The organism is Thermus islandicus DSM 21543, from assembly GCF_000421625.1.
Lineage (GTDB): Bacteria > Deinococcota > Deinococci > Deinococcales > Thermaceae > Thermus > Thermus islandicus.
The window spans coordinates 357239-377600 of sequence record NZ_ATXJ01000001.1 but is presented as its reverse complement, the minus strand read 5'-3'; the positions used below and the strand labels follow the sequence as shown (position 1 = coordinate 377600).

At 69.5% G+C, this 20362-nt stretch carries 19 protein-coding genes; 9 read left to right on the top strand and 10 right to left on the bottom strand.

The genetic code is table 11. The annotated features are described in order from the left end of the window. Positions 1-3 precede the first annotated feature (3 nt). A complete protein-coding gene (locus tag H531_RS0102030) occupies positions 4-1212 on the bottom strand; it encodes an MFS transporter (RefSeq protein ID WP_022797698.1) in 1209 nt (402 codons plus the stop codon). Positions 1213-1280: 68 nt separating this feature from the next. Between H531_RS0102030 and folP the strand changes: the two genes are divergently transcribed. The 3 genes from folP to H531_RS0102015 all read left to right on the top strand — a co-directional run bounded on the left by folP (position 1281) and on the right by H531_RS0102015 (position 3175). Further along, complete coding sequence (folP, locus tag H531_RS0102025) at positions 1281-2099, top strand: dihydropteroate synthase (RefSeq protein WP_022797697.1); 819 nt, start codon at positions 1281-1283, stop codon at positions 2097-2099. A 2-nt stretch (positions 2100-2101) separates the two neighbouring features. Continuing rightward, positions 2102-2458, top strand: coding sequence for a dihydroneopterin aldolase (gene folB / locus H531_RS0102020; RefSeq protein WP_028490600.1), 357 nt, complete (start codon positions 2102-2104; stop codon positions 2456-2458). A 174-nt stretch (positions 2459-2632) separates the two neighbouring features. Continuing rightward, entirely contained in the window at positions 2633-3175 is a 543-nt protein-coding gene (locus H531_RS0102015) for a LabA-like NYN domain-containing protein (RefSeq protein WP_022797695.1), read from the top strand. Between the two features lie 191 nt (positions 3176-3366). Here H531_RS0102015 and ndk read toward each other — a convergent pair whose 3' ends face one another. Both ndk and H531_RS0102005 read right to left on the bottom strand, forming a co-directional pair. Beyond that, on the bottom strand, positions 3367-3780 hold the full coding sequence (gene ndk / locus H531_RS0102010) for a nucleoside-diphosphate kinase (RefSeq protein WP_022797694.1): 414 nt from the start codon (positions 3778-3780) through the stop codon (positions 3367-3369). Between the two features lie 21 nt (positions 3781-3801). After that, the gene (locus H531_RS0102005) at positions 3802-4725 is read right to left on the bottom strand and encodes a PP2C family protein-serine/threonine phosphatase (protein ID WP_022797693.1); all 924 of its coding nucleotides are present in this window, start codon (positions 4723-4725) and stop codon (positions 3802-3804) included. A 120-nt stretch (positions 4726-4845) separates the two neighbouring features. Between H531_RS0102005 and rtcB the strand changes: the two genes are divergently transcribed. Beyond that, a complete protein-coding gene (rtcB, locus tag H531_RS0102000) occupies positions 4846-6276 on the top strand; it encodes an RNA ligase RtcB (protein WP_022797692.1) in 1431 nt (476 codons plus the stop codon). A gap of 34 nt (positions 6277-6310) precedes the next feature. Next, positions 6311-7771 (top strand): phosphodiester glycosidase family protein, encoded by a 1461-nt coding sequence (locus H531_RS0101995; protein WP_022797691.1) that lies wholly within the window; start codon positions 6311-6313, stop codon positions 7769-7771. On the opposite strand, the gene pyk is transcribed toward H531_RS0101995, so the two are convergent. The 4 genes from pyk to dnaA all read right to left on the bottom strand — a co-directional run bounded on the left by pyk (position 7768) and on the right by dnaA (position 13287). Then, complete coding sequence (pyk, locus tag H531_RS0101990) at positions 7768-9192, bottom strand: pyruvate kinase (RefSeq protein WP_022797690.1); 1425 nt, start codon at positions 9190-9192, stop codon at positions 7768-7770. The two genes, H531_RS0101995 and pyk, sit on opposite strands and share 4 nt — an antisense overlap. Beyond that, entirely contained in the window at positions 9179-10447 is a 1269-nt protein-coding gene (gene eno / locus H531_RS0101985; protein ID WP_022797689.1) for a phosphopyruvate hydratase, read from the bottom strand. Before eno ends, pyk begins: the two co-directional genes overlap by 14 nt. A gap of 61 nt (positions 10448-10508) precedes the next feature. After that, positions 10509-11669 carry a DNA polymerase III subunit beta gene (gene dnaN / locus H531_RS0101980; protein WP_022797688.1) on the bottom strand — a complete coding sequence of 387 codons (1161 nt, stop codon included), beginning with the start codon at positions 11667-11669 and terminating at the stop codon, positions 10509-10511. Positions 11670-11973: 304 nt separating this feature from the next. Continuing rightward, positions 11974-13287 carry a chromosomal replication initiator protein DnaA gene (gene dnaA / locus H531_RS0101975; protein WP_022797687.1) on the bottom strand — a complete coding sequence of 438 codons (1314 nt, stop codon included), beginning with the start codon at positions 13285-13287 and terminating at the stop codon, positions 11974-11976. A gap of 50 nt (positions 13288-13337) precedes the next feature. On the opposite strand from dnaA, the gene mnmG reads away from it, so the two are divergent. The 4 genes from mnmG to H531_RS0101955 are packed head-to-tail and all read left to right on the top strand — an operon-like array spanning position 13338 to position 17421. Next, entirely contained in the window at positions 13338-15140 is a 1803-nt protein-coding gene (gene mnmG, locus H531_RS0101970) for a tRNA uridine-5-carboxymethylaminomethyl(34) synthesis enzyme MnmG (RefSeq protein WP_281167125.1), read from the top strand. Beyond that, positions 15137-15889, top strand: a complete 753-nt coding sequence (rsmG, locus tag H531_RS0101965) for a 16S rRNA (guanine(527)-N(7))-methyltransferase RsmG (protein ID WP_022797685.1) — start codon at positions 15137-15139, stop codon at positions 15887-15889. The genes mnmG and rsmG overlap by 4 nt, the downstream gene beginning before the upstream one ends. After that, positions 15846-16631, top strand: coding sequence for a chromosome-partitioning ATPase Soj (gene soj, locus H531_RS0101960; protein WP_051130679.1), 786 nt, complete (start codon positions 15846-15848; stop codon positions 16629-16631). Before rsmG ends, soj begins: the two co-directional genes overlap by 44 nt. Beyond that, positions 16615-17421 carry a ParB/RepB/Spo0J family partition protein gene (locus H531_RS0101955; protein WP_022797683.1) on the top strand — a complete coding sequence of 269 codons (807 nt, stop codon included), beginning with the start codon at positions 16615-16617 and terminating at the stop codon, positions 17419-17421. The genes soj and H531_RS0101955 overlap by 17 nt, the downstream gene beginning before the upstream one ends. Here the strand turns inward: H531_RS0101955 and H531_RS0101950 are convergent. From H531_RS0101950 to H531_RS0101940, 3 genes are read right to left on the bottom strand one after another with little or no spacing between them, the layout of a single operon-like run. Further along, the gene (locus tag H531_RS0101950) at positions 17409-19436 is read right to left on the bottom strand and encodes a DNA internalization-related competence protein ComEC/Rec2 (RefSeq protein ID WP_022797682.1); all 2028 of its coding nucleotides are present in this window, start codon (positions 19434-19436) and stop codon (positions 17409-17411) included. The two genes, H531_RS0101955 and H531_RS0101950, sit on opposite strands and share 13 nt — an antisense overlap. Beyond that, the gene (locus tag H531_RS0101945; protein WP_022797681.1) at positions 19433-19741 is read right to left on the bottom strand and encodes a ComEA family DNA-binding protein; all 309 of its coding nucleotides are present in this window, start codon (positions 19739-19741) and stop codon (positions 19433-19435) included. Before H531_RS0101945 ends, H531_RS0101950 begins: the two co-directional genes overlap by 4 nt. Then, the gene (locus tag H531_RS0101940; RefSeq protein WP_022797680.1) at positions 19714-20355 is read right to left on the bottom strand and encodes a hypothetical protein; all 642 of its coding nucleotides are present in this window, start codon (positions 20353-20355) and stop codon (positions 19714-19716) included. The genes H531_RS0101945 and H531_RS0101940 overlap by 28 nt, the downstream gene beginning before the upstream one ends. Between the last annotated feature and the right edge of the window lie 7 nt (positions 20356-20362).

Below are 20362 nucleotides of genomic sequence, written 5' to 3'. Positions count from 1 at the left end.
GGCCTAACGGGCCCGGCGGATCCCGGCCACCCCGAAGGCCCCGAGGAGGAAGAAGGCCCCAGCCAAAAGGAAGAGCACCAGGTACCCCAAGCCCTCCCCCCGGGCGTTCAGGAGGTCCAAGGGTCTGCCGAAGGCCCCAGCGAGGACCTGGGGCACCACGATGGCCGTCTGCCAGAGGCCCATGTCCGTGGCGTGGGTCTCCGGATCCTTAAGGACATCGGCCACCAGGGCCCAGTCCACCGCCAGGTAGACCCCGTAGAAGAGGCCGAAGCCAAGGGAAAGGAGGAGCAAGGCGTCGTAGCGGGGGAAGAGGAGGACCAGGGGCATAAGGAGGGCAAGGCCCGCCCCCGAGAGGTAGATGAAAGGCTTCCGGCCCAGACGGTCCGAGGCCCGGCCCGCGGGCACGCTGGCCAGGGCCGCCCCCAAGGAGATGAGGAGGCCGAGCAGGGCCACCGCCTGGAAGGGCGCCTCGGCGAGGGTGCGCCCCAGGGCCCCAAAGACCCGCACCACATCGGCCAGGAAGTATTGTAGGTAGGTCTGGGCCAGGTAAAAGCCCAGCATCACCAGGAAGCGGGTGAGGTAGACCAGGAGGAAGTCCCGGTCCCGCCAGGGGGCGGCCATGGCGGGGAGGAAGGGCACGGTGCGCCGGCTGGGCGTCCGGTCCGGCACCAGGGGAAGGGTGAGGGCGGCCCCCAGAAGGTTGAAGAGGGCCGCCAGGTAGGCCTGGGAGGGGAGGGGCAGGAGAAAGCCCACCCCACCCCCAAGGAGCTGCCCCAGGACCTGGAGGAACCCCATGTACCCCGAAGCGGTACCCCTTTCCCCCCGGGGCACGAGGTCGGGGATGAGGGCGGCGTAGGGCCCGGTGGCCAAGTCGTCTGCCACCTGCAGGAGGAGGTAGGCGAGGAGGAGGAGGGCGTAGCTCGGGGCGTGCACCAGGAGGAGGAGGGCCAAGGCGGTGAGGAGGCTTCCCCAAAGCAGGAAGGGCCGCCTACGCCCCAGGCGGTCCGAAAGGTAGCCCGTGAGGGGCGGGCCCAGGATGGCCATCACCGCCCCCAGGCCGAAGAGGAAGCCGAGCCTCGAGGCCTTCTCCTCGGGAGGGGAGAGCTCGGCCACCCTGGCGGGAAGGATCACCAGAAGGACCAGAAACCACTTGAAGCTGGTGGCGCACCAGTAGGCGGAAAGGCGGAGGAACCACCCGGGCCTATGCCGCATGGCCCCAAGCCTACCAGACCGCGGCCTTGGGCACCACCCGGAGGGCCGGGGCCGCTATAATCCAAGGCGTGCTGTGGCTGCGCGACCGCGCCCTGGACCTCTCCCGGCCCAGGATCATGGGGATCCTCAACCTCACCCCGGACTCCTTCTCGGATGGCGGCCTCTACCTGGACCCGGAGAAGGCCCTGGCGCGGGCCCGGGAGATGGTGGCCGAGGGAGCGGACCTTTTGGACCTGGGGGCCGAGTCCACCCGGCCTGGGGCCGATCCCGTTCCCCCCGAGGAGGAAAAGCGTAGGCTCCTCCCGGTCCTCGAGGCCGTCCTCCCCCTGGGCGTGCCCGTCTCCGTGGACACGAGGAAGCCGGAGGTGGCGGAGGAGGCCTTAAGGCTCGGGGCCCACCTCCTCAACGACGTCACGGGCCTCCGGGACGAGCGCATGGTGGCCCTGGCCGCCCGCTACGGGGTGGCGGCGGTGGTCATGCACATGCCCGTCCCCGACCCCAGGGCCATGATGGCCCACGCCCGCTACGGGGACGTGGTGGCGGAGGTGAAGGCCTTCCTCCAGGCCCAGGCGGAACGGGCCCTGAAGGCCGGGGTGCCCCAGGTGCTCCTGGACCCCGGCTTCGGCTTTGGCAAGCTCCTGGAGCACAACCTCGCCCTCCTAAAGCGCCTGGAGGAGATCGCGGCCCTAGGCCACCCCGTTCTGGTGGGGCTTTCCCGCAAGCGCACCATCGGGGAGCTCACCGGGGTGGAGGAACCCGGGAAACGGGTCTTCGGATCGGTGGCCGCCCACCTCTACGCCGTCCTCAAGGGGGCGCGGATTCTCCGCGTCCACGACGTGAGGGCCCACCGGGAGGCCCTGGCCGTGTGGACCGCCCTCTGGGGGTAAGGATGGGGGAGATCGCCCTTCTGGGCCTGGAGTTCTACGGGCGGCACGGGGTGAGGCCCGAGGAGGGGGAGCTCGGGGCCCGGTTTGTGGTGGACCTCTGGCTGGAGGTGGCCTTTGAGGGCAAGGGGGACCGCCTCGAGGAGACCGTGGACTACGCCCGGGTCTACGCCTTGGTGGAGGAGGCGGTGCGCCACCGCCGCTTTTACCTCATAGAGGCCCTGGCGGACCACCTGGCCCAAACCCTCCTCCAGGCCTTTCCCCGGCTAGAGGGGGTACGGGTGAGGGTGCACAAGCCCCATGCCCCCATCCCCGGGGTCTTCCGCGACGTGTACGCGGAAACGCGCAGATCTCGCTCCTAGAGGAGCTTTCTTCTGCTCATCTTGCACTCATGGAGGACTCGTGTTAGCATAACCCCGCCCGAAAGGGCGAAATAGGGTGATATTCGCTCCCCACCGCTCAAAGGAGCGGTGGGCTATAAACGGTCTCATCCTCTTGGGCTACACTGAGGGTGCCCGGAAAGGGGCGGGCTCGGTATGGAAAGGGTGGCCATATTTATCGACGGCTCCAACCTCTACAAGGGGTTGGTGCAGCACCTGGGCTCGGACTACCGGCTGAACTTCGTGGAGTTCATCTCCCTCCTGACCGCCGGCCGAAGGCTACTGAGGGCCTACTACTACAACGCTCCCCTGCCCCCGGAAGACCCCGCGGCCAAGGCCCACCAGAGCTTCCTTAACTACCTGAAGCGGGTACCCTATGTGGCCGTACGCCTGGGGAGGCTGGAGAGGCGGGCGGACGGGTTCGTGGAAAAAGGGGTGGACATCCAGATCGCCATTGACATGCTCCGCCTCGCCTTTGTCAACGCCTACGACGTGGCCGTCCTGGTTTCGGGGGACGGGGACTTCGCCGAGGTGGTACGGGTGGTGCAGGACATGGGGAAGCAGGTGGAGAACACCACCTTCAACGCCCTTTCCTCCCACCGCCTGGCCCAGCAGGCGGACCGCTTCTACCCCCTGGACGACTTCCCCTGGGAGCGCCTCCGGGCCCCGGCCCCGCCCCAAGCGGCCGAGGGGGAATAAGGGTCCGCGCGTGGGTTTCGCAACATGGGAGGGCCAAACTAGGGCTGTAAGGAGGCCCCTTTTGGGCCCCCACCGCAGAAAAGCCGCGGTGGGGTACTTATTTTGCTTTTGATTCCTGCCCTCCTAAGCTAAACCTCGCAGGGACTTTCTACCGGGGCCCCTATGCGGCCCCAAGCCCGCATGGGGTGGTATTAAAGCAGCTCCTCCGGGCGGAAGAAGAGGGCGATCTCCCTCTGTGCGTCCTCCAGGCTCGCCGAGGCGTGGATCACGTTCTCGTCTATGGTGGTGGCGTAGTCCCCCCGGATGGTGCCGGGCAAGGCGTCCTTGGGGTGGGTGGCCCCCACCATCTTCCGCACCTCAGCCACCGCCCCCGGACCCTCCAGGACCAGGGCCACCACCGGCCCCGAGGTGATGAAGGCCACGAGGGAGCCGAAGAAGGGCTTTTCCCAGTGCTCCGCGTAGTGCCTTTCCGCAAGTTCCCGGGGGATCCTCAAGGCCTTCAGGGCCAGGATGCGGAAGCCCTTGCGCTCAAAGCGGGCCAGGATCTCCCCCACCAGGCCACGCCGAAAGCCGTCCGGCTTCACCATGACGAAGGTGCGCTCCATACCCCTAGGAGTCTAGCAGGATCAGGGCCTCTTGAAGTAGCCCATCAGGATATACCCCACCACCACGATCCAAAGGAGGATAAGGAGGACATCCCGCCAACCCACCCGGGGGCGCCCCTCCAACACCTGGGTGGGGAGGGCCTCGGGCTCCTCCCCAAGCTTGAGGCGCACCGGGGCTCCCCCTGCGGCCTCCAGGGGCAGGGCATAGGGCCGGGTGCCCTTGGGCAGGTCCCGGGGAAGGCGGACCACGGCCAGGCTCACGTTGTCGGGGCCGCCCCACTCGTTGGCCAGCTCCACGAGCCTCCTGGCCGCCTCCTCGGGGGGGAAGTTCCGCAGCACCTCCCTCAGGGTGCGGTCCTCCAGAACCCCAGAAAGCCCGTCGGTGCAGAGGAGGAAGGTGTCCTCGGGGGTGAGCTTGAGGCCCAGGAGGTCCACCCGGGCCTGGGGGAAGGAACCCAGGGCGTTGGTGATCACGTTGCGCCAGCGGTGGGTCCTGGCCTCCTCGAGGGTAAGAAGGCCCTGGCGCACCCTCTCCGCCACCCAGGAGTGGTCCTCGGTAAGGAGGACGAACTCCTCCCCCCGGAGAAGGTAGGCCCTCGAGTCCCCCACGTGGGCGATGAGGGCGTAGGGGAGGTCCAGGAGGAGGCAGGTGGCCGTGGTCCCCATGCCCCGGTTCTCGGGGCGCTGGGCCTCTTGGTAGATGCGGGCGTTGGCCCGCTCAAAGGCTTCCAGGAGGGCTTTCGGGGAGGGTTCGGCCTCCTTGAGGTACCCCAGGATGGTCTCCACGGCGAGCCGGGAGGCCACCTCTCCCGTGCGGTGCCCCCCCATGCCGTCCGCCACCACGAAGATCCCTCCCCAGGGGGTGAGGAGGTGGCCCACGGCGTCCTCGTTCTTGGGGCGCCTTAGGCCGGGGTGGGTCTCCAGGGCGAAGCCTAGGCCGGGCACGGGGGAATTTTACCCCATCCCCGGCGCTCAGACGTGCACCGCCTTGACGCAAACCACCTGCCGGGGTAGAGTGAGGAAAGCCCGGGCGGAAATCCGGGCGGTTTTGTTTTGGAGGGTGCCATGCGCTTGGAGAGGATCGCCCCTTTCACCTACCGCATCCCCCGCCAGGGGAAGATGCGGGTGGATGCGGTCTTCTTCGCCTCGGAGGAGATCCTTAAAGACCTCGAGGCCGAGGGCTACGCCTCCTTGCAACAGCTCATGAACGTGGCCACCCTCCCCGGCATCGTGGAGCCCGCCTTGGCCATGCCCGACATCCACTGGGGCTACGGCTTCCCCATCGGAGGGGTGGCGGCCTTTGACCCGGAGGAGGGCGGGGTGGTGAGCCCGGGCGGAGTCGGTTTTGATATAAACTGCGGGGTCCGCCTCCTCGCCTCCCACCTCGCCCTGGAGGACCTCCTTCCCCGCCAGCGGGAGCTCGCCGACGCCCTGTACCGCCTGGTACCCTCCGGGGTGGGGAGCGAACGGCGGGACGTGCGCTTCAGCAAGAAGGAGCTCAAGGAGATCCTCAAGGAGGGGGCCTCCTGGCTTGTGCGGCGGGGCTTTGGCGACCCCGAGGATCTGCGCTTCATTGAGTCCGAGGGCCGCCTCCCCTGGGCCAACCCCGACAAGGTCTCGGAAAGGGCCTTTGAGCGGGGGGCCCCCCAGATCGGCACCCTGGGGAGCGGCAACCACTTCCTGGAGGTGCAATACGTGGACGAGGTCTACCACGAGGAGGCCGCCCGGGCCTTTGGCCTCTTCAGGGGCCAGATCACGGTCCTCATCCACACGGGAAGCCGGGGCCTCGGCCACCAGGTCTGCCAGGACTATGTGGAGCGTTTCCTTAAAGCGGCTACCCGGTACGGCATTGAACTCGTGGACAAGCAGCTCGCCGCGGCCCCGATAAAGAGCCCCGAGGGCCAGGACTACCTGCAGGCCATGGCCGCCGCCGCCAACTTCGCCTTCGCCAACCGCCAGCTCATCGCCCACTTCGTCCGGGAAGCCTTTGAGGGGGTGGGCTTTAGCCCCAAGGACCACGGCCTTAGGGTCCTCTACGACCTCGCCCACAACAACGCCAAGTTTGAGGAGCACGGGGGAAGGCGGGTCCTGGTCCACCGCAAGGGGGCCACGCGGGCCTTCGGCCCCGGGAATCCGGAGATCCCCGAGGAGTACCGCAAGGTGGGCCAGCCCGTCCTGGTGCCGGGGGACATGGGCCGCTACTCCTACGTCCTGGCGGGCACGGAGAGGGCCATGGAGGTCTCCTTCGGAAGCAGTTGCCACGGGGCCGGGCGGAAGATGAGCCGAAACCAGGCCAAACGGGTGGCCCGGGAGCGAAACTTGGTGAAGGAGCTTGCGGAAAGGGGCATCCTGGTCCGGGCCGCCACCCGGGCCACGGTGGACGAGGAGATGCCCGAGGCCTACAAGGACGTCTCCCTGGTGGTGGAGGCGGTGGAGGGGGCAGGGATCGGCAGGAAGGTGGCCCGCCTTCGGCCCCTCATCGTGGTGAAGGGATAACCCGCTTCTCACCCCGGCCTGGTTTCATGGAAGGATGAGGCCTTTCGCCCTCTTGCTCTTCTTTTCCCTGGCCCTGGGGCAGACCCTCCTCCCCGTGCAGCACCTGGGCCTCACTTTCCGGGAGGAAGGGGGGGCCTGGGTGTACCAGGGGGAGGGGGTCCGCTTGGTCTACGTGCCCGGGGTGGGCTGGGCCGAGCCTCCGGAGCCCAGCCTCCCCCCGCCCCAGGGGGAAAACCTCCCCCTGGAGGCCCTGAAGGCCCTGGGCTACTTCCGCGTCCCCGAGGTGGGGGTGCGCTTCGGAGGCCAGGGCCGGGCCTTCCGCGTGGTCCTGGACCTCCCCGCCCTTTACCTGGGGGCGCCCGAGGAGGGGCTGGGCCGGGGGAGGCTAGGGGTGCGCCTCCCATACCTAGCCCCGGGCCTCCTCAAGGCCCCTTGGCCCGAGGGCTTGAGGGCGGCGGTGCGCTTCCTCCCCCAGGGGACGGAGCTCCGCCTCGAGGCCCCGGGGCGGCTCCTCCGCTACCGCCTCTTCCCCCTAGGGGACCCCCCCAGGCTCGTCCTGGACCTTTACCTCCTTGCCCCCGAGGTGGAGGAGGCCCTGGCCCCCGGGGTGCGTTACCGGGAGGTCTACGCCTTCGTCCCCGAACCCCTAAGGCTCTACCTGGTGGAGGCGGAAAGGGGGAGGCTCCTCCCCGTGGGAAGCCCCGGCCAAAGGGCCCTTCCCAAGGACCTCGCCCCGAACGCCCTCGCCGTCCTCAACGGCGGCTACTTTGACCCCAGGACCGGCACCCCCATCGGGCTCTGGGTGCAGGACGGGGTGACCGTCTCCTACCCCTACGGCCGCGTGGCCCTCCTCTGGGACGGGTTCGGCTTCTTTTTGGACTACCCCCGGTTTGAGGCCTGGGTGGTGGGGCCTCGAGGGGAAAGGGTCCGGGTGGGGGTGAACGCCTCCCGCGCCCGCTACACCGCCTACACCGCCCCCGGGCCCGCGGGCGAGGAGGGGGAGGAATTGGCCCTGGTGGAGGGCGACCGGGTGAAGGCCCTCTTCCCAGCCCCATTGGAGCTTCCAACAGGGCGCTGGGCCCTGGCCTTCCCCAAGGGGGCCCCGCCCTTTCCCTTGGGCGTGGGGGAGCGGCTTTCCCTCTACGGCCGCCTGGACCCCCCCTTCCGCTACGCCATGGAGGGCGGCCCCCTGCTCCTCAAGGAGGGCCGGTACGCTTACGACCCCAGCAAGGAGAACTTCCGGGACCCCAGGCCCCTCCTGGCGGTAGCCCCCCAGGCGGCGGTGGCCTGGACGAAGGAGGGGCGGCTCTGGCTTCTCGTCTCCGAGCCCACCACGCCTGGGGTCCTGGCCCGGGCCCTTCTCGCCCTGGGGGCCTGGAACGCCCTACGGATGGACGGAGGGGGCTCGGCCCAGCTCTGGGTAAAGGGGGTGCTGCGAAGCCCCTACCCGGGCTCCCCGAGGCCCGTGGTGAGCGCCCTGGCCCTCTTCCCCTAGGCCACCCGTTCCACCCGGAGGAGGTTGGTGGTGCCCCGCACCCCGAAGGGCACCCCAGCGGCGATGACCACCCGCTCCCCCACCTGGGCCAGGCCCAGGGCCTTCACCGCCTGCAGGGCGATGCGCACCATGTCGTCCGTGTCCTGGGGGTCGGGGGCCAGGTGAGGGAGGACGCCCCAGACCAAGGCCAGCTGGTTGCGCACTTCGAGGCTTGGGGTCAGGGCCAGGATGGGCACCTGCGGCCGGGTGCGGGCGATGCGGCGGGCCGAGCTCCCCGTGGCGGTGAAGACCACGATGGCCCGGGCCCCCACCGCCTCCACGATGTCGTCCGCCGCCTGGGCGATGGCGTCCTGGGTGGTGGGGGTGGGGGAGGGCCTGAGGACGTTGAGCTTGTGCAGAAACTCGGGAGAGGCCTCCACCGCCTTGGCGATCCTGCTCATCATGGCTACCGCCTCCACGGGGTAGGCCCCGGCGGCGGTCTCCGCGGAGAGCATCACCGCATCCGTCCCGTCAAAGATGGCGTTGGCCACGTCCGAGGCCTCGGCCCGGGTGGGGCTCGGGTTCTGGACCATGGACTCCAGCATCTGGGTGGCGGTGATCACGGGCTTCCCCGCGGCGATGCAGCGGAGAATGATGCGCTTTTGCACGATGGGGACCTCTTCCAGGGGCATCTCCACCCCCAGGTCTCCCCGGGCCACCATGATCCCGTCCGCCTCCTCGAGGATCTCCTCAAACCGGGCCACCGCGGAGGGCTTCTCTATCTTGGCCATGAGGCGGGCCCGGGAGCCGTAGCGGGCCAGGTAGTGGCGGGCGAGGAGAAGGTCGTCCCGGGTGCGCACGAAGGAGATGGCCACCCAGTCCACCCCGATCTCCGCCCCCAGGGCCAGGTCCTGGATGTCCTTCTCGGAGAGGGCGGGGATGGAGAGGTCGGCCCCCGGGACGTTGATGCCCTTGTGGTCGGAGAGGACGCCCCCCACCTCCACCCGGGTCTGGATCTCGTCCCCCACCACCCGCTCCACGCGGAGGCGGATCCGCCCATCGTCCAAGAGGAGCACCTGGCCGGGCACCACATCCTCGGGTAGGCCTGGATAGGTGAGGGAGACCCGGGCCTCGTCCCCCTCCACGGGAGCCCGGGTCAGGACGAAGGGCTGGCCCGGCCTCAGCTCCACCCGCCCCCCCCGGAAGCGGCCGATGCGGATCTTGGGTCCCTGGAGGTCCTGCAACAGGGCCAGGGTCCGGCCCAGCTCCTCCGAGACCTCCCGCACCCAGGCCGCCCGCCTCTTGTGGTCCTCGGGGGTACCGTGGCTGAAGTTCATCCGGAAGACATCCGCCCCCGCCTCGGCCAGGGCCCGGATGACCTCCCGGGAGTCCGTGGCCGGGCCCAGGGTGGCCACGATCTTGGTGCGCTTAAAAGGCCCCATAGCCCAAGAAGCGGGCCGCCTGGCCTAGCTCCTCCTCAATGCGCAGGAGCTGGTTGTACTTGGCGAGCCGGTCGGAGCGGGAAAGGGACCCGGTCTTGATCTGCCCGGCGTTCACCGCCACCGCCAGGTCGGCGATGAAGCTGTCCTCCGTCTCCCCGGAGCGGTGGCTGATCACCGCCCGGTACCCGGCCCGGTGGGCCAGGCGGATGGCCTCGAGGGTCTCAGAGAGGGTGCCGATCTGGTTCACCTTGACCAGGATGGCGTTGGCCACCCCGCGCTCAATCCCCATCCGGAGCCTTTCGGGGTTGGTGACGAAGAGGTCGTCCCCCACGAGCTGCACCTTGTTCCCCAGGCGCTCCGTGAAAAGCCGCCAGCCCTCCCAGTCGTCCTCGGCCAGCCCGTCCTCTATGGAACGGATGGGGTACCGCTCCACCCAGGCCTCCCAGAAGGCCACCATCTCCTCCGAGGACAAGACCCTCCCCTCGCCTTCCAGGTGGTACCTCCCGTCCCGGTAGAGCTCGCCTGCGGCCGGGTCCAGGGCCAAGGACACCTCCTCCCCCGGGGTGTACCCCGCGCGCTCAATGGCGAGGAGGAGGAGCTCCACTGCCTCCTCGTTGCGCTTCAGGTCTGGGGCGAAGCCCCCCTCGTCCCCCACGTTGGTGCTGTACCCCTTCTCCTTGAGCACGGCCTTCAGGGTGTGGAAGACCTCGGCGCCGATCCGCAAGGCCTCCGAGAAGCTTTCCGCCCCGGCCGGGACCAGCATGAACTCCTGGAAGTCCACCCGGTTGTCCGCGTGCTTTCCCCCGTTGATGACGTTCATGAGGGGGACGGGCAGGGTGACCCCCTGGATGCCCCCAAGGTAGCGGTAGAGGGGAAGGCCCAAGGCCTCGGCCGCCGCCCGGGCCGTGGCCAAGGAGACCGCCAGGATGGCGTTGGCCCCGAGAGCGGCCTTGTTGGGGGTGCCGTCCAGCTCCCGCATGGCCCGGTCCACCCCCTCTTGGTCCAGGGCGTCCCGGCCGATAAGCTCCGGGGCGATGCGCTCGTTCACGCTCTCCACCGCCCGCCGGACCCCCTTTCCGAGGTAGCGCCTCCCCCCGTCCCGGAGCTCGAGGGCCTCGTGGCTTCCCGTGGAGGCCCCCGAGGGCACCATGGCCCGGCCCCTGGCGCCTCCTTCCAGCTCCACCTCCGCTTCCACCGTGGGGAAGCCCCGGGAGTCCAGGACCTCCCGCGCCGCGACCCTAACAATCGTGGTCATGGGACCCTCCCTAGGGGGCGGAAAGCGTTTGGAAACGCTTCACCCCCCTCCGCCCCCCAGCTTACACCCTCAGGGGCACCACCACCGCCTGGTAACCCCCACCCCCCAGGGGACGGATCAGGCTCGGGCTTTTGGGGCCGGAGAGGAGGAGTTCGGCCGAACCCGTAAGGGGGCCCAGGGCCTCGAGGAGGTAGCGGGCGTTGTAGGCGAGGCCCATAGGGGCGCCCTCCAAGCCCACGGGGACCTCCTCCTGTCCCCGGCCGTAGTCCCCTTCCGCCGAAAGGAGGGCCCGCCCCTCGTCCAAGAGGAGGTCCACCCGGTGGTTCTGACGGTCCGCCAGGACGCTCACCCGCCTCAAGGCTTCCCGGAAGGGCTCCACCTCCAAGGCCACCCTGGAGGGAAACTCCCTCGGGATCACCCGCTCGTAGTCGGGAAACTCCCCCTCCATGAGCCGGACCGCCATCCGCAACGCCCCCTCGCCCCCCTGCCGCACCTCGAGGGCCAGGACCCCCGGGCCCAGGGCCAGGCCCGCCTCGCCCGGTCCCGCGCTCCGCAGGACCCGCACCATCTCGTCCACGCTCCGGGCTGGGACCACCGCCTTGCGCGCAAAGGGCTGCGGCCTCTCCAGGTCAAAGAGGGCCAGGCGGTACCCGTCGGAGGCCACTGCCCTGAGGCCCCTTTCGGAAAACTCCAGCTGCACTCCCCGGAAGATGGCCCGGTACTCCTCGTTGCTGGCGGCGTAGCGCACGTGGGCGAGGACCTTGAGGAGCTCCTCCACCGGGAGAAGAACCCGGTCGGGAAACACCTCATCCCCCTCACCCCCTTCGGGGTTGGGGAAAAGGAGGTCGGGATAGCCCTCTGTGGGGGCGGCGCTGAGCCGGGTGGCAAAGCGCCCCGAGGAGAGGGAAAGCTGAGGCGTACCCTGCCCCCCAAGGGGTTCGCCGCCGGGGGGGAGGGAGAGCTCCACCGCTTCCCCAGGGAGGCTGCGCACCAGGCTGAAGAAGGGCTGGGAGGGCACCAGGTACCGGCCCTCGCCGGAAACCTGCGCAGGAAGCCGCACCTCCAGGTCCACCTCCCCGTTGCTCCCGAAGAGGAGCAACGCGCCGGGCCCGGCCGAGAGGCCCAAGTAGGTGAGGAGGGGGTTGGAGCTTCGGGAGGGAATTACCCGTTCCAAAAGGGAAATTCCCTCGGCCAGAAGGTTTTTCGGAATAATCACATGCATTTGCCTTCCTCCTCTCTGCTACTACGGTTTTTATTTAGATCTTTAAGATTTTTAAAAGATCCGTAGTCGTAGTAGTAGGGGCTGTGGATATGTGGATAAGGGGGGAAAAACGCCTTTCTAGAGGGAAAAGGCCCTGTGGATAACCCCTGTGGAAAACCCGGGCTTCCTTGTGGACAAGGTGTGGATAACTGGCCGGTTATCCACAGGCCTCGAGGCCCCCCAGGTTTTCCACAGCTTGTCCACAAGGTTATCCACAGGCTGAGGCCGGTTATCCACAGGGTTATCCACAGGTTATCCACAGCCCTCACCCCAGCTTCTCCCGGAGGGACCTGAGGAGGCTTTGCACCTCCCGGTCGCTTTCGGAAAGCTCCTGCACCTTCTGGATGGCGTAGAGCACCGTGGTGTGGTCCCGGCCGCCAAAGAGCTGGCCGATCTCGGGTAGGGAGGAGCGGGTCAGGTCTCGCACCAGGAACATGGCGATCTGGCGAGGCAGGACCACCTCCTTCCGGCGTCCACCCCCTAAGAGGTCCTCAGGACGAAGGGCGAAGTGCTCGGCCACCACCCGCACAATTTCCTGCGGGTCCACCTCCACCTCTTTCGGGGCGAAGATCTCGGAGAGGGCCTTGGCCGCCACGCTCCGGGTGAGCTCCACCCCGTTTAGGGAGGCGTAGGCCACCGCCCGCATAAAGGCCCCCTCCAGCTCGCGGATGTTGGAGGTCACCTGGCGGGCGATGTACTCCAAGACGTCCTCGCCCACGCGCAGCCCCCGCTGCTCTGCGTTCATCTTCAGGATGGCGATGCGGGTCTCCAGGTCCGGGGGCTGGATGTCGGTGATGAGGCCCCACTCAAACCGGCTCCTGAGGCGGGCCTCGAGGGTGAGGATGTCCTTGGGGGGGCGGTCCGAGGAGAGGATGATCTGCTTGTGGGCCTCGTAAAGGGCGTTGAAGGTATGGAAGAACTCCTCCTGGGTGCGCTCCTTGCCGGCGATGAACTGGATGTCGTCCACCAGGAGCAGGTCCACAGAGCGGTAACGCTCGCGGAACTCCGCCATCCGGTCTTCGCGAATGGCGTTGATCAGCTCGTTGGTAAAGGTTTCCGTGGACACGTACTCAATCTTGAGGTGGGGAAAGCGCTTGGCCACGGAGTGCCCCACGGCGTGCATGAGGTGGGTCTTCCCTAGGCCCACGCCCCCGTAGATGAAGAGGGGGTTGTAGGCCCGGCCAGGGGACTCGGCCACGGCCACCGCCGCCGCGTGGGCCATGGAGTTGTTGGGGCCCACCACGAAGTTCTCAAAGGTGTACTTGGGGTTCAGCCTGGGCTTCGGCGTCTCGGGTTTTACGGCGGCCTGAAAGATGTCCTCCTGGACGGCGGCGCCTGGGACCACCTTGAGCTCAAAGCGCGGCACCTGGGCCCCCAGGAGGGTCAGGGCCTCCTGGATGAGCTCGGCGTAGTGCCGCCGGATCCAGTCCAAGGCAAAGGAAGTGGGCACCGCAAGCTCCAGAACGCCTTCTCGGACGCCGAGGGGACGGATCCTTTCAAACCAGGTGTGGTATTCCACCTCGGTGATGTTGCGGCGGATGTGCTCCAGAACGTGTTGCCAGACCGCCTCGTGCGTCAAGGCTACCCCCGTCGTCCGGAGGAACATTCTACGCCAGGGGCTCCGGTAAAGTGGAGGGCGGGATGGGGTACGACGTCCTGGTAGTGGGCGGGGGGCATGCGGGCCTCGAGGCCGCCTGGGCGGCCGCGGCCCTGGGGGTGCGGGTGGCCCTGGTCACCGTGAACCCGGAGAGGATCGGCATGATGCCCTGCAACCCTGCGGTGGGAGGGCCGGGGAAGAGCCAGCTGGTGGCGGAGGTGGTGGCCCTGGGCGGGCTGATGGGCCGGGCCGCGGACGCCACCGCCATCCACACCCGGGTCCTCAACCGCTCCAAGGGCCCGGCGGTGCAGAGCCTCCGGGTCCAGGTGGACCGGGATCTCTACGCCCTGAAGGCCCAGGAGATCTTGGCGGAGCGTCCCATTGAGGTGGTCCGGGGCGAGGTGGCCGCCCTCTTTGTGGAGGGGGGGAGGCTATGCGGGGTGCGCACCGTGGATGGAAGGGTCCTTCCCGCCAAGGCGGTGGTGGTGGCGGGAGGCACCTTCCTCTCCGGCGTGGTCTGGTACGGCCGCAGGTCCAGGCCCGCCGGGCGCCAGGGGGAGCCCCCGGCCCGGTTTCTTTCCCAGAGCTTGAGGGCGGTGGGGCACACCCTGAGGCGCTTCAAGACGGGGACCCCGCCCAGGATCCGGGCCGACAGCGTGGACTTCGGCCGCCTGGAGGTGGTCCCCCCGGAGGTGCCGCCCGGGAGCTTCACCGGGAGTCCCGGGCCCCACGCCGCAAGACTCCCCACCTGGCAGACCCGCACCACGGAGAGGACCCACCTCCTGATCCGGGAGAACCTCCACCTCTCCCCCCTCTACGCCGGGGACATAGAGGGCATCGGGCCGCGCTACTGCCCCTCTATTGAGGACAAGGTGGTGCGCTTTGCCGACAAGGAAAGCCACCTCCTCTTCGTGGAGCCGGACGGGCTTTCCACCAGCGAGGTCTACCTCCAGGGTTTCTCCTCAAGCCTCCCCCCGGAGCTTCAGGAGGCCATGGTGCGTTCCCTCCCCGGGTTTGAGCGGGCGGTGATCCAGCGTTACGCCTACGCCGTGGAGTACGACAGCCTGGACCCCACGGAGCTGACCCGGGGCCTCCAGTCCCGCCTCCTCCCCGGCCTCTTCGCGGCGGGCCAGGTAAACGGTACCTCCGGCTACGAGGAGGCGGCGGCCCAGGGGGTGCTGGCGGGGCTGAACGCGGCCCGGTTCGCCCTGGGTCTTCCCGAGGTCCACCTCCCTCGGGAAACCGGCTACCTGGGCGTTCTGGTGGACGACCTGGTGGGCCGGGGAGTGGACGAGCCCTACCGCATGATGACGAGCAGGGTGGAGCTCCGCCTCCTCTGCCGGGCGGACAACGCCGACGAGCGGCTTGTCCCCTTGGCGGTGGCCTGGGGCCTGAGGCCCAGGGAGGACCTGGAGGGGGTGCGGGCCAAGTACGAGAGGGTGGAGGCGGAGCTCAAGCGCCTCGAGGCCCTCCGGGTGGAGGGGGTTTCCGGACTCCAGTGGCTGAGGCGCCCCGAGAACACCTACCAGGCCCTCGCCGAGCGCTTTCCTCCCCCTGTGCCCCTCGCCCCCGAGGAGGCGGAGCAGGTGGAGATCCGGGCCAAGTACGCCGGGTACATAGAGCGGCAGGAAAGGCTTAGGGAAAGGATGCGGGACCTCGCCGCCCATCCCCTCCCCGAGGGGCTGGACTACCCGCGGGTGCCGGGGCTTTCGCGCGAGGCGGTGGAGAAGCTCGCCCGCTTCCGGCCCCGGACCCTGGCCGAGGCCGCCCGGGTGCCCGGAGTCCGGGATTCGGACCTCACCGCGCTGCTCGTGCACCTGAGGCGGGGAGGGTGAGGTTTCACGTGAAACAGGGGGGCGGCCTGAGCGAGGAGGGACGGGCCCTCCTCCTAGAGGGGGGAAGGGCCCTGGGCCTGGACTTGAGGCCTCAGCTGGAGCGCTTTTCCGCCCTCTACGCGCTCCTTAGGGAGGGAAGCCAAAGGACCAACCTCACCGCCTTGCGCACGGAGCGGGAGGTGGTGGCCAAGCACTTCCTGGACTCCCTCACCCTTCTTGTGCTTCCCCTATGGGAGGGCCCGCTCAGGGTCCTGGATCTGGGCACAGGGGCGGGTTTCCCGGGGCTTCCCCTGAAGATCGTGCGGCCGGAGCTGGAGGTGGTTCTCCTGGACGCGACCCGCAAGAAGGTGGCCTTTCTGCAGGAGGCGGTGAAGGCCCTCGGGCTCCAGGGGGCCTACCCCCTTTGGGGCCGGGCGGAGGAGCTGGCCCACCGCCCGGAGCACCGCGAGGCCTACCACCGGGTGGTGGCCCGGGCCGTGGCCCCCCTCTGCACGCTCTGCGAGCTCTCCCTTCCCTTCCTCCGGGTGGGGGGGCGGATGGTGGCCCAGAAGGGGCCCAGGGTGACGGAGGAGCTGGAACCTCTTCCCCGAGCCCTGGGCCTCCTGGGGGGTTCCCTGGAAGAGGTGCGCTCTCTGCACCTCCCCTTCCTGGAGGAGGGGCGGACTCTGGTGGTGCTGGGCAAGGTGGCGCCCACCCCCCGGACCTATCCCCGCCGCCCCGGGGTTCCGGGAAAAAAACCCTTATGCTAAGGGCGAGGTGCGCCGGATCGCCCTGGTGAACCAGAAGGGGGGGGTGGGCAAGACCACCACCGCCATCAACCTGGCGGCCTACCTGGCCCGCACGGGCAGAAGGGTCCTCCTGGTGGACCTGGACCCTCAGATGAACGCCACCAGCGGCCTGGGCGTGCGTCCCCGGCGGGGGGTGTACCAGCTTCTCCAAGGGGAGCCCCTCGAGGCCCTGGTGTACCCCGTGGACGGGTTTCACCTCCTGCCCGCCACCCCGGACCTGGTGGGGGCCACGGTGGAGCTGGCCGAAACCCCCTTGGCCCTGGCCGAGGTCCTCAAGGACGAGGGGTATGATTTTACCCTTTTGGACGTGCCCCCAAGCCTCTCCCCCCTCACCCTGAACGCCCTGGGGGCGGCCCAGGGGGTCTTGGTGCCGGTGCAGGCGGAGTACTACGCCCTGGAGGGGGTGGCGGGCCTGCTCGCTACCTTGGACGAGGTGCGGAACCGTTTCAACCCCGCCCTGAGGCTTTTGGGCATCCTCATCACCATGTACGACGGCCGGACCCTGCTCTCCCAGCAGGTGGAGGCGCAGCTTCGGGCCCACTTCGGGGAGAAGGTGTTCTGGACGGTGGTCCCTAGGAACGTGCGGCTGGCGGAGGCCCCGAGCTTTGGGCGCACCATCGCCCAGCACGCCCCCACCTCCCCGGGGGCCCATGCCTACCGCCGTTTGGCCGAGGAGGTGATCGCCCGTGTCCAAGAAGGCTAGCGGACTGGGGAGGGGCCTCGAGGCCCTCCTGCCTAAGGGGGGTGGGGGCGTGGTGCGCCTGCCCCTGGAGGCCATCCGCCCCAACCCCTCCCAGCCCAGGAGGCGTTTTCGCCAGGAGAGCCTGGAGGAGCTCGCCCTCTCCATCCGGGAGAAGGGCCTCCTGCAGCCCCTCCTGGTACGGCCCAAGGGGAACGGGTACGAGCTGGTGGCCGGGGAACGGCGCTTCCGGGCGGCGGAGCTCGCGGGCCTGGCCGAGGTACCCGCGATGGTGCGGGACCTCACGGACCGGGAGGCCTTGGAGCTCTCCCTGGTGGAGAACCTGCAGCGGGAGGACCTCTCCCCGGTGGAGGAGGCCCGGGGGTACCAGGCCTTGCTGGGGATGGGCCTGACCCAAGAGGAGGTGGCCCGGCGGGTGGGGAAGGCCCGCTCCACGGTGGCCAATGCCCTGAGGCTCCTGCAGCTCCCCGAGGAGGCCCTGGAGGCCTTGGACCGGGGCGAGATCACCCCGGGTCACGCCCGGGCCCTCCTCATGCTGGAGCCGGAGGACCGGCTCTGGGGCCTAAAGGAGATCCTCCAGAAGGGGCTTTCCGTGCGCCAGGCGGAGGCGCTTAGGGAACGCCTCACCCGTGAGCGGAGGCCCAGGGAGGATTCCCCTCTCTCCCTGGGGCTTTCCCGGCATCTTGGCCTGCCGGTGAGGGTGGTGGGGGGCAGAAGGGGAAAGGTGGTCATCCACTACCGCTCCCTCGAGGAGCTGGAGGCCCTCCTGGAGCGGCTAGGTTACCACGCGTAGCCGAAGGAGACCCGCACCGCCCCCACGCGGTCCGTCCGGTAGACCCGGGCCCCATGGGCCTTTAGGCGCTCCAGGACTTCCGGGTGGGGGTGGCCATAAGGGTTGTTCCCCGTCCCGATGAGGGCGAACTCGGGCCGACAGCGCTGCAGCAGGGCCTCGGAGGTGCCGGTGCGGGCGCCGTGATGGCTGACCTTAAGCACCGTCACGGGCCCGGGGGAGAGCCTCTCCTCCACCTCCTCGGGCAGGTCGGCCAGGAGGAGGGCTCTCCCCCGGCCGAAGTCCAGGAGGAGGGCGAGGCCGTCCCGGTTGTCGTCCCCGCTCCGGCCCGCGGGCCAGAGGACCTCGAGGCCCCCTCTCCCCACCCTGAGCCGTGTGCCCGCCCCGGGGTAGCGGATGGGGACCCCTTTGGCCTTCAGGGCCTGCACCAAGGAGTGGTCCCGGGGAAAGGCTGGGGAGAGGAGGGCCAGGCCCACGGGGAGCTCGGCCACCACCTGGAGGAGCCCGCCGTAGTGGTCCGCGTCGGGATGGGTGGCCACCAGGACCTCGAGGGCCTCCACGCCGAGGGCCCTCAGGGCCCGGACCACCTCGTCCCCCCGTTCCGGCCGTCCCCCGTCCACCAGGACCTCGGCCCCGCCCAGGCGGGCGAGGAGGGCGTCCCCATGGCCCACGTCCAGGGCCCAGAGGTCCAGGGGTCTGGGCCAGGCGGTGGCGAGGCTGGCGAGGACGGGCAGGGTGCTGAGGAGGAGGGCCTTGCGCCAGGGGAGGCGCTGATAGAGGGCTAGGAAGAGGGGCAGGAGGGCCAGGTAGTAAAGGACAAAACCCGGGGGCGAGACCTCTCCCCACCAGAGCAGGGGTCCCTGGGAGGCGGCCTGGGCCAGGGCCAGGAGGGTTCGGGCCAGGGCCTCCACCACGGGCGCCAGAACCCCCCCGAGGAGGAGCTTCAAAAGGCCCAGGGGCACGAGAAGGGCCGCCAGGGGCAGGGCGAGGAGGTTGACCACAGGGGCGAGGAGGGGGAGGAAAGCGAAGTGGTGGAGGAGAAGGGGGATAAGGGGGAGTTGGGCAGCCACGCTGGCGGCGAGGCCCCCGAGGAGCCAGCCCCGGGCCCCCCGGGGAAGGGCCAAGGCGGGGAGGACCAGGGCCATGCCCAGCACCGCCAGGTAGGAGAGCTGGAAGCCGAGGCTCAGGATGGCCTCCGGGCGGAGGAGGAGCTGGAGGAAGAGGGCTAACCCTAAGGCCTGGAAGACCCCCGCAGCCCCCAGGCCGAGGAAGAGTCCCAGGAGGGAGAGGGCCGCCATCAGGCTCGCCCGCAGCAGGGAGGGGCTGGGGCCCGCCAGCCAGAGGTAGAGGGGGAGAAGGAGGAGGGCGAGGAGGTAGCGCCACCGCCCCAGGGGGAGGAGGGCCAGGGCCACCACCAAATAGCCCACGTTCTGCCCGGAAACCGCCAGGAGGTGGGCGAGGCCCGCCTTCTGGAAGAGGGGGTAGGCGTCCTCGAGGCCCCCTTTGTCCCCCAGGACCAGGCCCTCCACCACTTCCCGGACCAGGGGGGAGAGGCCCTCAGCGAGCCGCTCTCGCCAGGGCGCCCGGGGGTCGGGGAGAGGGGCCAGGGCCTCCGCCCGTTCCACGTGAAACACCCCCCGGACCCCCTGGGCCAGGAGCCAGGTCCTCTCGTCCAGCCCCCCGGGGTTGCGCCGGGGCTCCGGGGGGGCCAGGTACCCCTTAAGGCGGTAAACCCCGTCGGCCAGAGGTGGGAAGCGCCTGAGGCGCAGGCGGTGCCCCTCCCACTGGGTGAACCCCTCTCGGACGGTGAAGACGCCCTCTACCCGCACCCCATAGGGGGGTTCGGGAAGGGGAAAGAGGAGGCCCCGCCCCAGGACCAAAAGGAGGCCCAAGAGGGAGGGAGCCCCCTGCCAGAGGAAGAGGAGGGGGGCTAGGGCTAAGAAGAGGGGGTGGAGGAGGACCAGGGCACCCAGGAGGCCGCCGAGGCCCAGGCCCACCCCTGGGAGGGCGGGTCTCATGGCCGCACGTAAGGGCGGAGCCGCTCCAGGGTTGCCGGGCCAATGCCCTTCACCCTGAGGAGGTCCTCCACCCGCGCGTAGGGCCTGCCTTCCAGGATACGCCGCGCCAGGACAGGACCCACCCCGGGGAGGCCCTCCAGCTCCTCCAGGCTCGCCTGGTTCAGGCTCACCGGCACCGGAGGCGGGGGCGTGAAGGAGGCCTCGGCGAAGGCCGTAACCCGCACCGGGCCGGGTGCCGGAGCGAGCTTGGGCCAGAGGCTGAAGAGGGCGAGCAGGGCTACCGCGAGGAGGTAGCCAAGGACCACTCCGTCAGGGCCAGGCCGAGCCCACCCAGGACCACCCCGGCCAGGGCCCAGGGGTCGGCCCCGGGGTTCAGGGCCACGAAGGCCACGGTATAGCCCAGGGTGAGGAGGGCGAGAAGCCTCAGGGGAAGGGCCAAAGGGCTTCCACCCCCCCTTGGCTGGGGAGCAGGGGGTGGGGTTTCCCGGGGCTCCGGGGCCAGCTCCACGGAAGGGCGCTTGGGCGGGGCCTCCTCCTCCCAGAGGGGAGGCCGGGGGGGTTCGGGGGTGGGGGCACGCTCCGGGGGCGGGGTCTGGGGGCCAGGGGCGGGAGGAGGGGCTGCGGTGGCCCTGCGGGCCCGGGCCACGTGGGGTTTCAGGCCCTCGAGGAAGGCCTTGAGCTCCTCCAGGGGGAAGGCCCGGAGAGGAATCTCCAAGGCCCCCTGATCCGCCTGCACCGTAAGCGTATGGCCCTCCCCCCGGCCCACGCGGCGGATGCGCGCCAACTCCAGGCGCTGCACCCCCCCCTCGTCCAGGAAAACCAGGTGGGTCTCCGTAACGGCCAAAAACCCTCCCGGGCCCTCCAGCTGGGCCAGGGCCCGCTCCCCAAGCTGGGCAAAGGCCGCTTCATACTTGCCCATGCCCCCA

Excerpts from the sequence above, each read along its gene's own strand:
- H531_RS0102030 (WP_022797698.1), bottom strand. The coding sequence starts at position 1,212 with ATGCGGCATAGGCCCGGGTGGTTCCTCCGCCTTTCCGCCTACTGGTGC.
- folB (WP_028490600.1), top strand. The coding sequence starts at position 2,102 with ATGGGGGAGATCGCCCTTCTGGGCCTGGAGTTCTACGGGCGGCACGGG.
- H531_RS0102015 (WP_022797695.1), top strand. The coding sequence starts at position 2,633 with ATGGAAAGGGTGGCCATATTTATCGACGGCTCCAACCTCTACAAGGGG.
- ndk (WP_022797694.1), bottom strand. The coding sequence starts at position 3,780 with ATGGAGCGCACCTTCGTCATGGTGAAGCCGGACGGCTTTCGGCGTGGC.
- rtcB (WP_022797692.1), top strand. The coding sequence starts at position 4,846 with ATGCGCTTGGAGAGGATCGCCCCTTTCACCTACCGCATCCCCCGCCAG.
- H531_RS0101995 (WP_022797691.1), top strand. The coding sequence starts at position 6,311 with ATGAGGCCTTTCGCCCTCTTGCTCTTCTTTTCCCTGGCCCTGGGGCAG.
- pyk (WP_022797690.1), bottom strand. The coding sequence starts at position 9,192 with ATGGGGCCTTTTAAGCGCACCAAGATCGTGGCCACCCTGGGCCCGGCC.
- eno (WP_022797689.1), bottom strand. The coding sequence starts at position 10,447 with ATGACCACGATTGTTAGGGTCGCGGCGCGGGAGGTCCTGGACTCCCGG.
- dnaN (WP_022797688.1), bottom strand. The coding sequence starts at position 11,669 with ATGCATGTGATTATTCCGAAAAACCTTCTGGCCGAGGGAATTTCCCTT.
- H531_RS0101950 (WP_022797682.1), bottom strand. The coding sequence starts at position 19,436 with ATGAGACCCGCCCTCCCAGGGGTGGGCCTGGGCCTCGGCGGCCTCCTG.
- H531_RS0101940 (WP_022797680.1), bottom strand. The coding sequence starts at position 20,355 with ATGGGCAAGTATGAAGCGGCCTTTGCCCAGCTTGGGGAGCGGGCCCTG.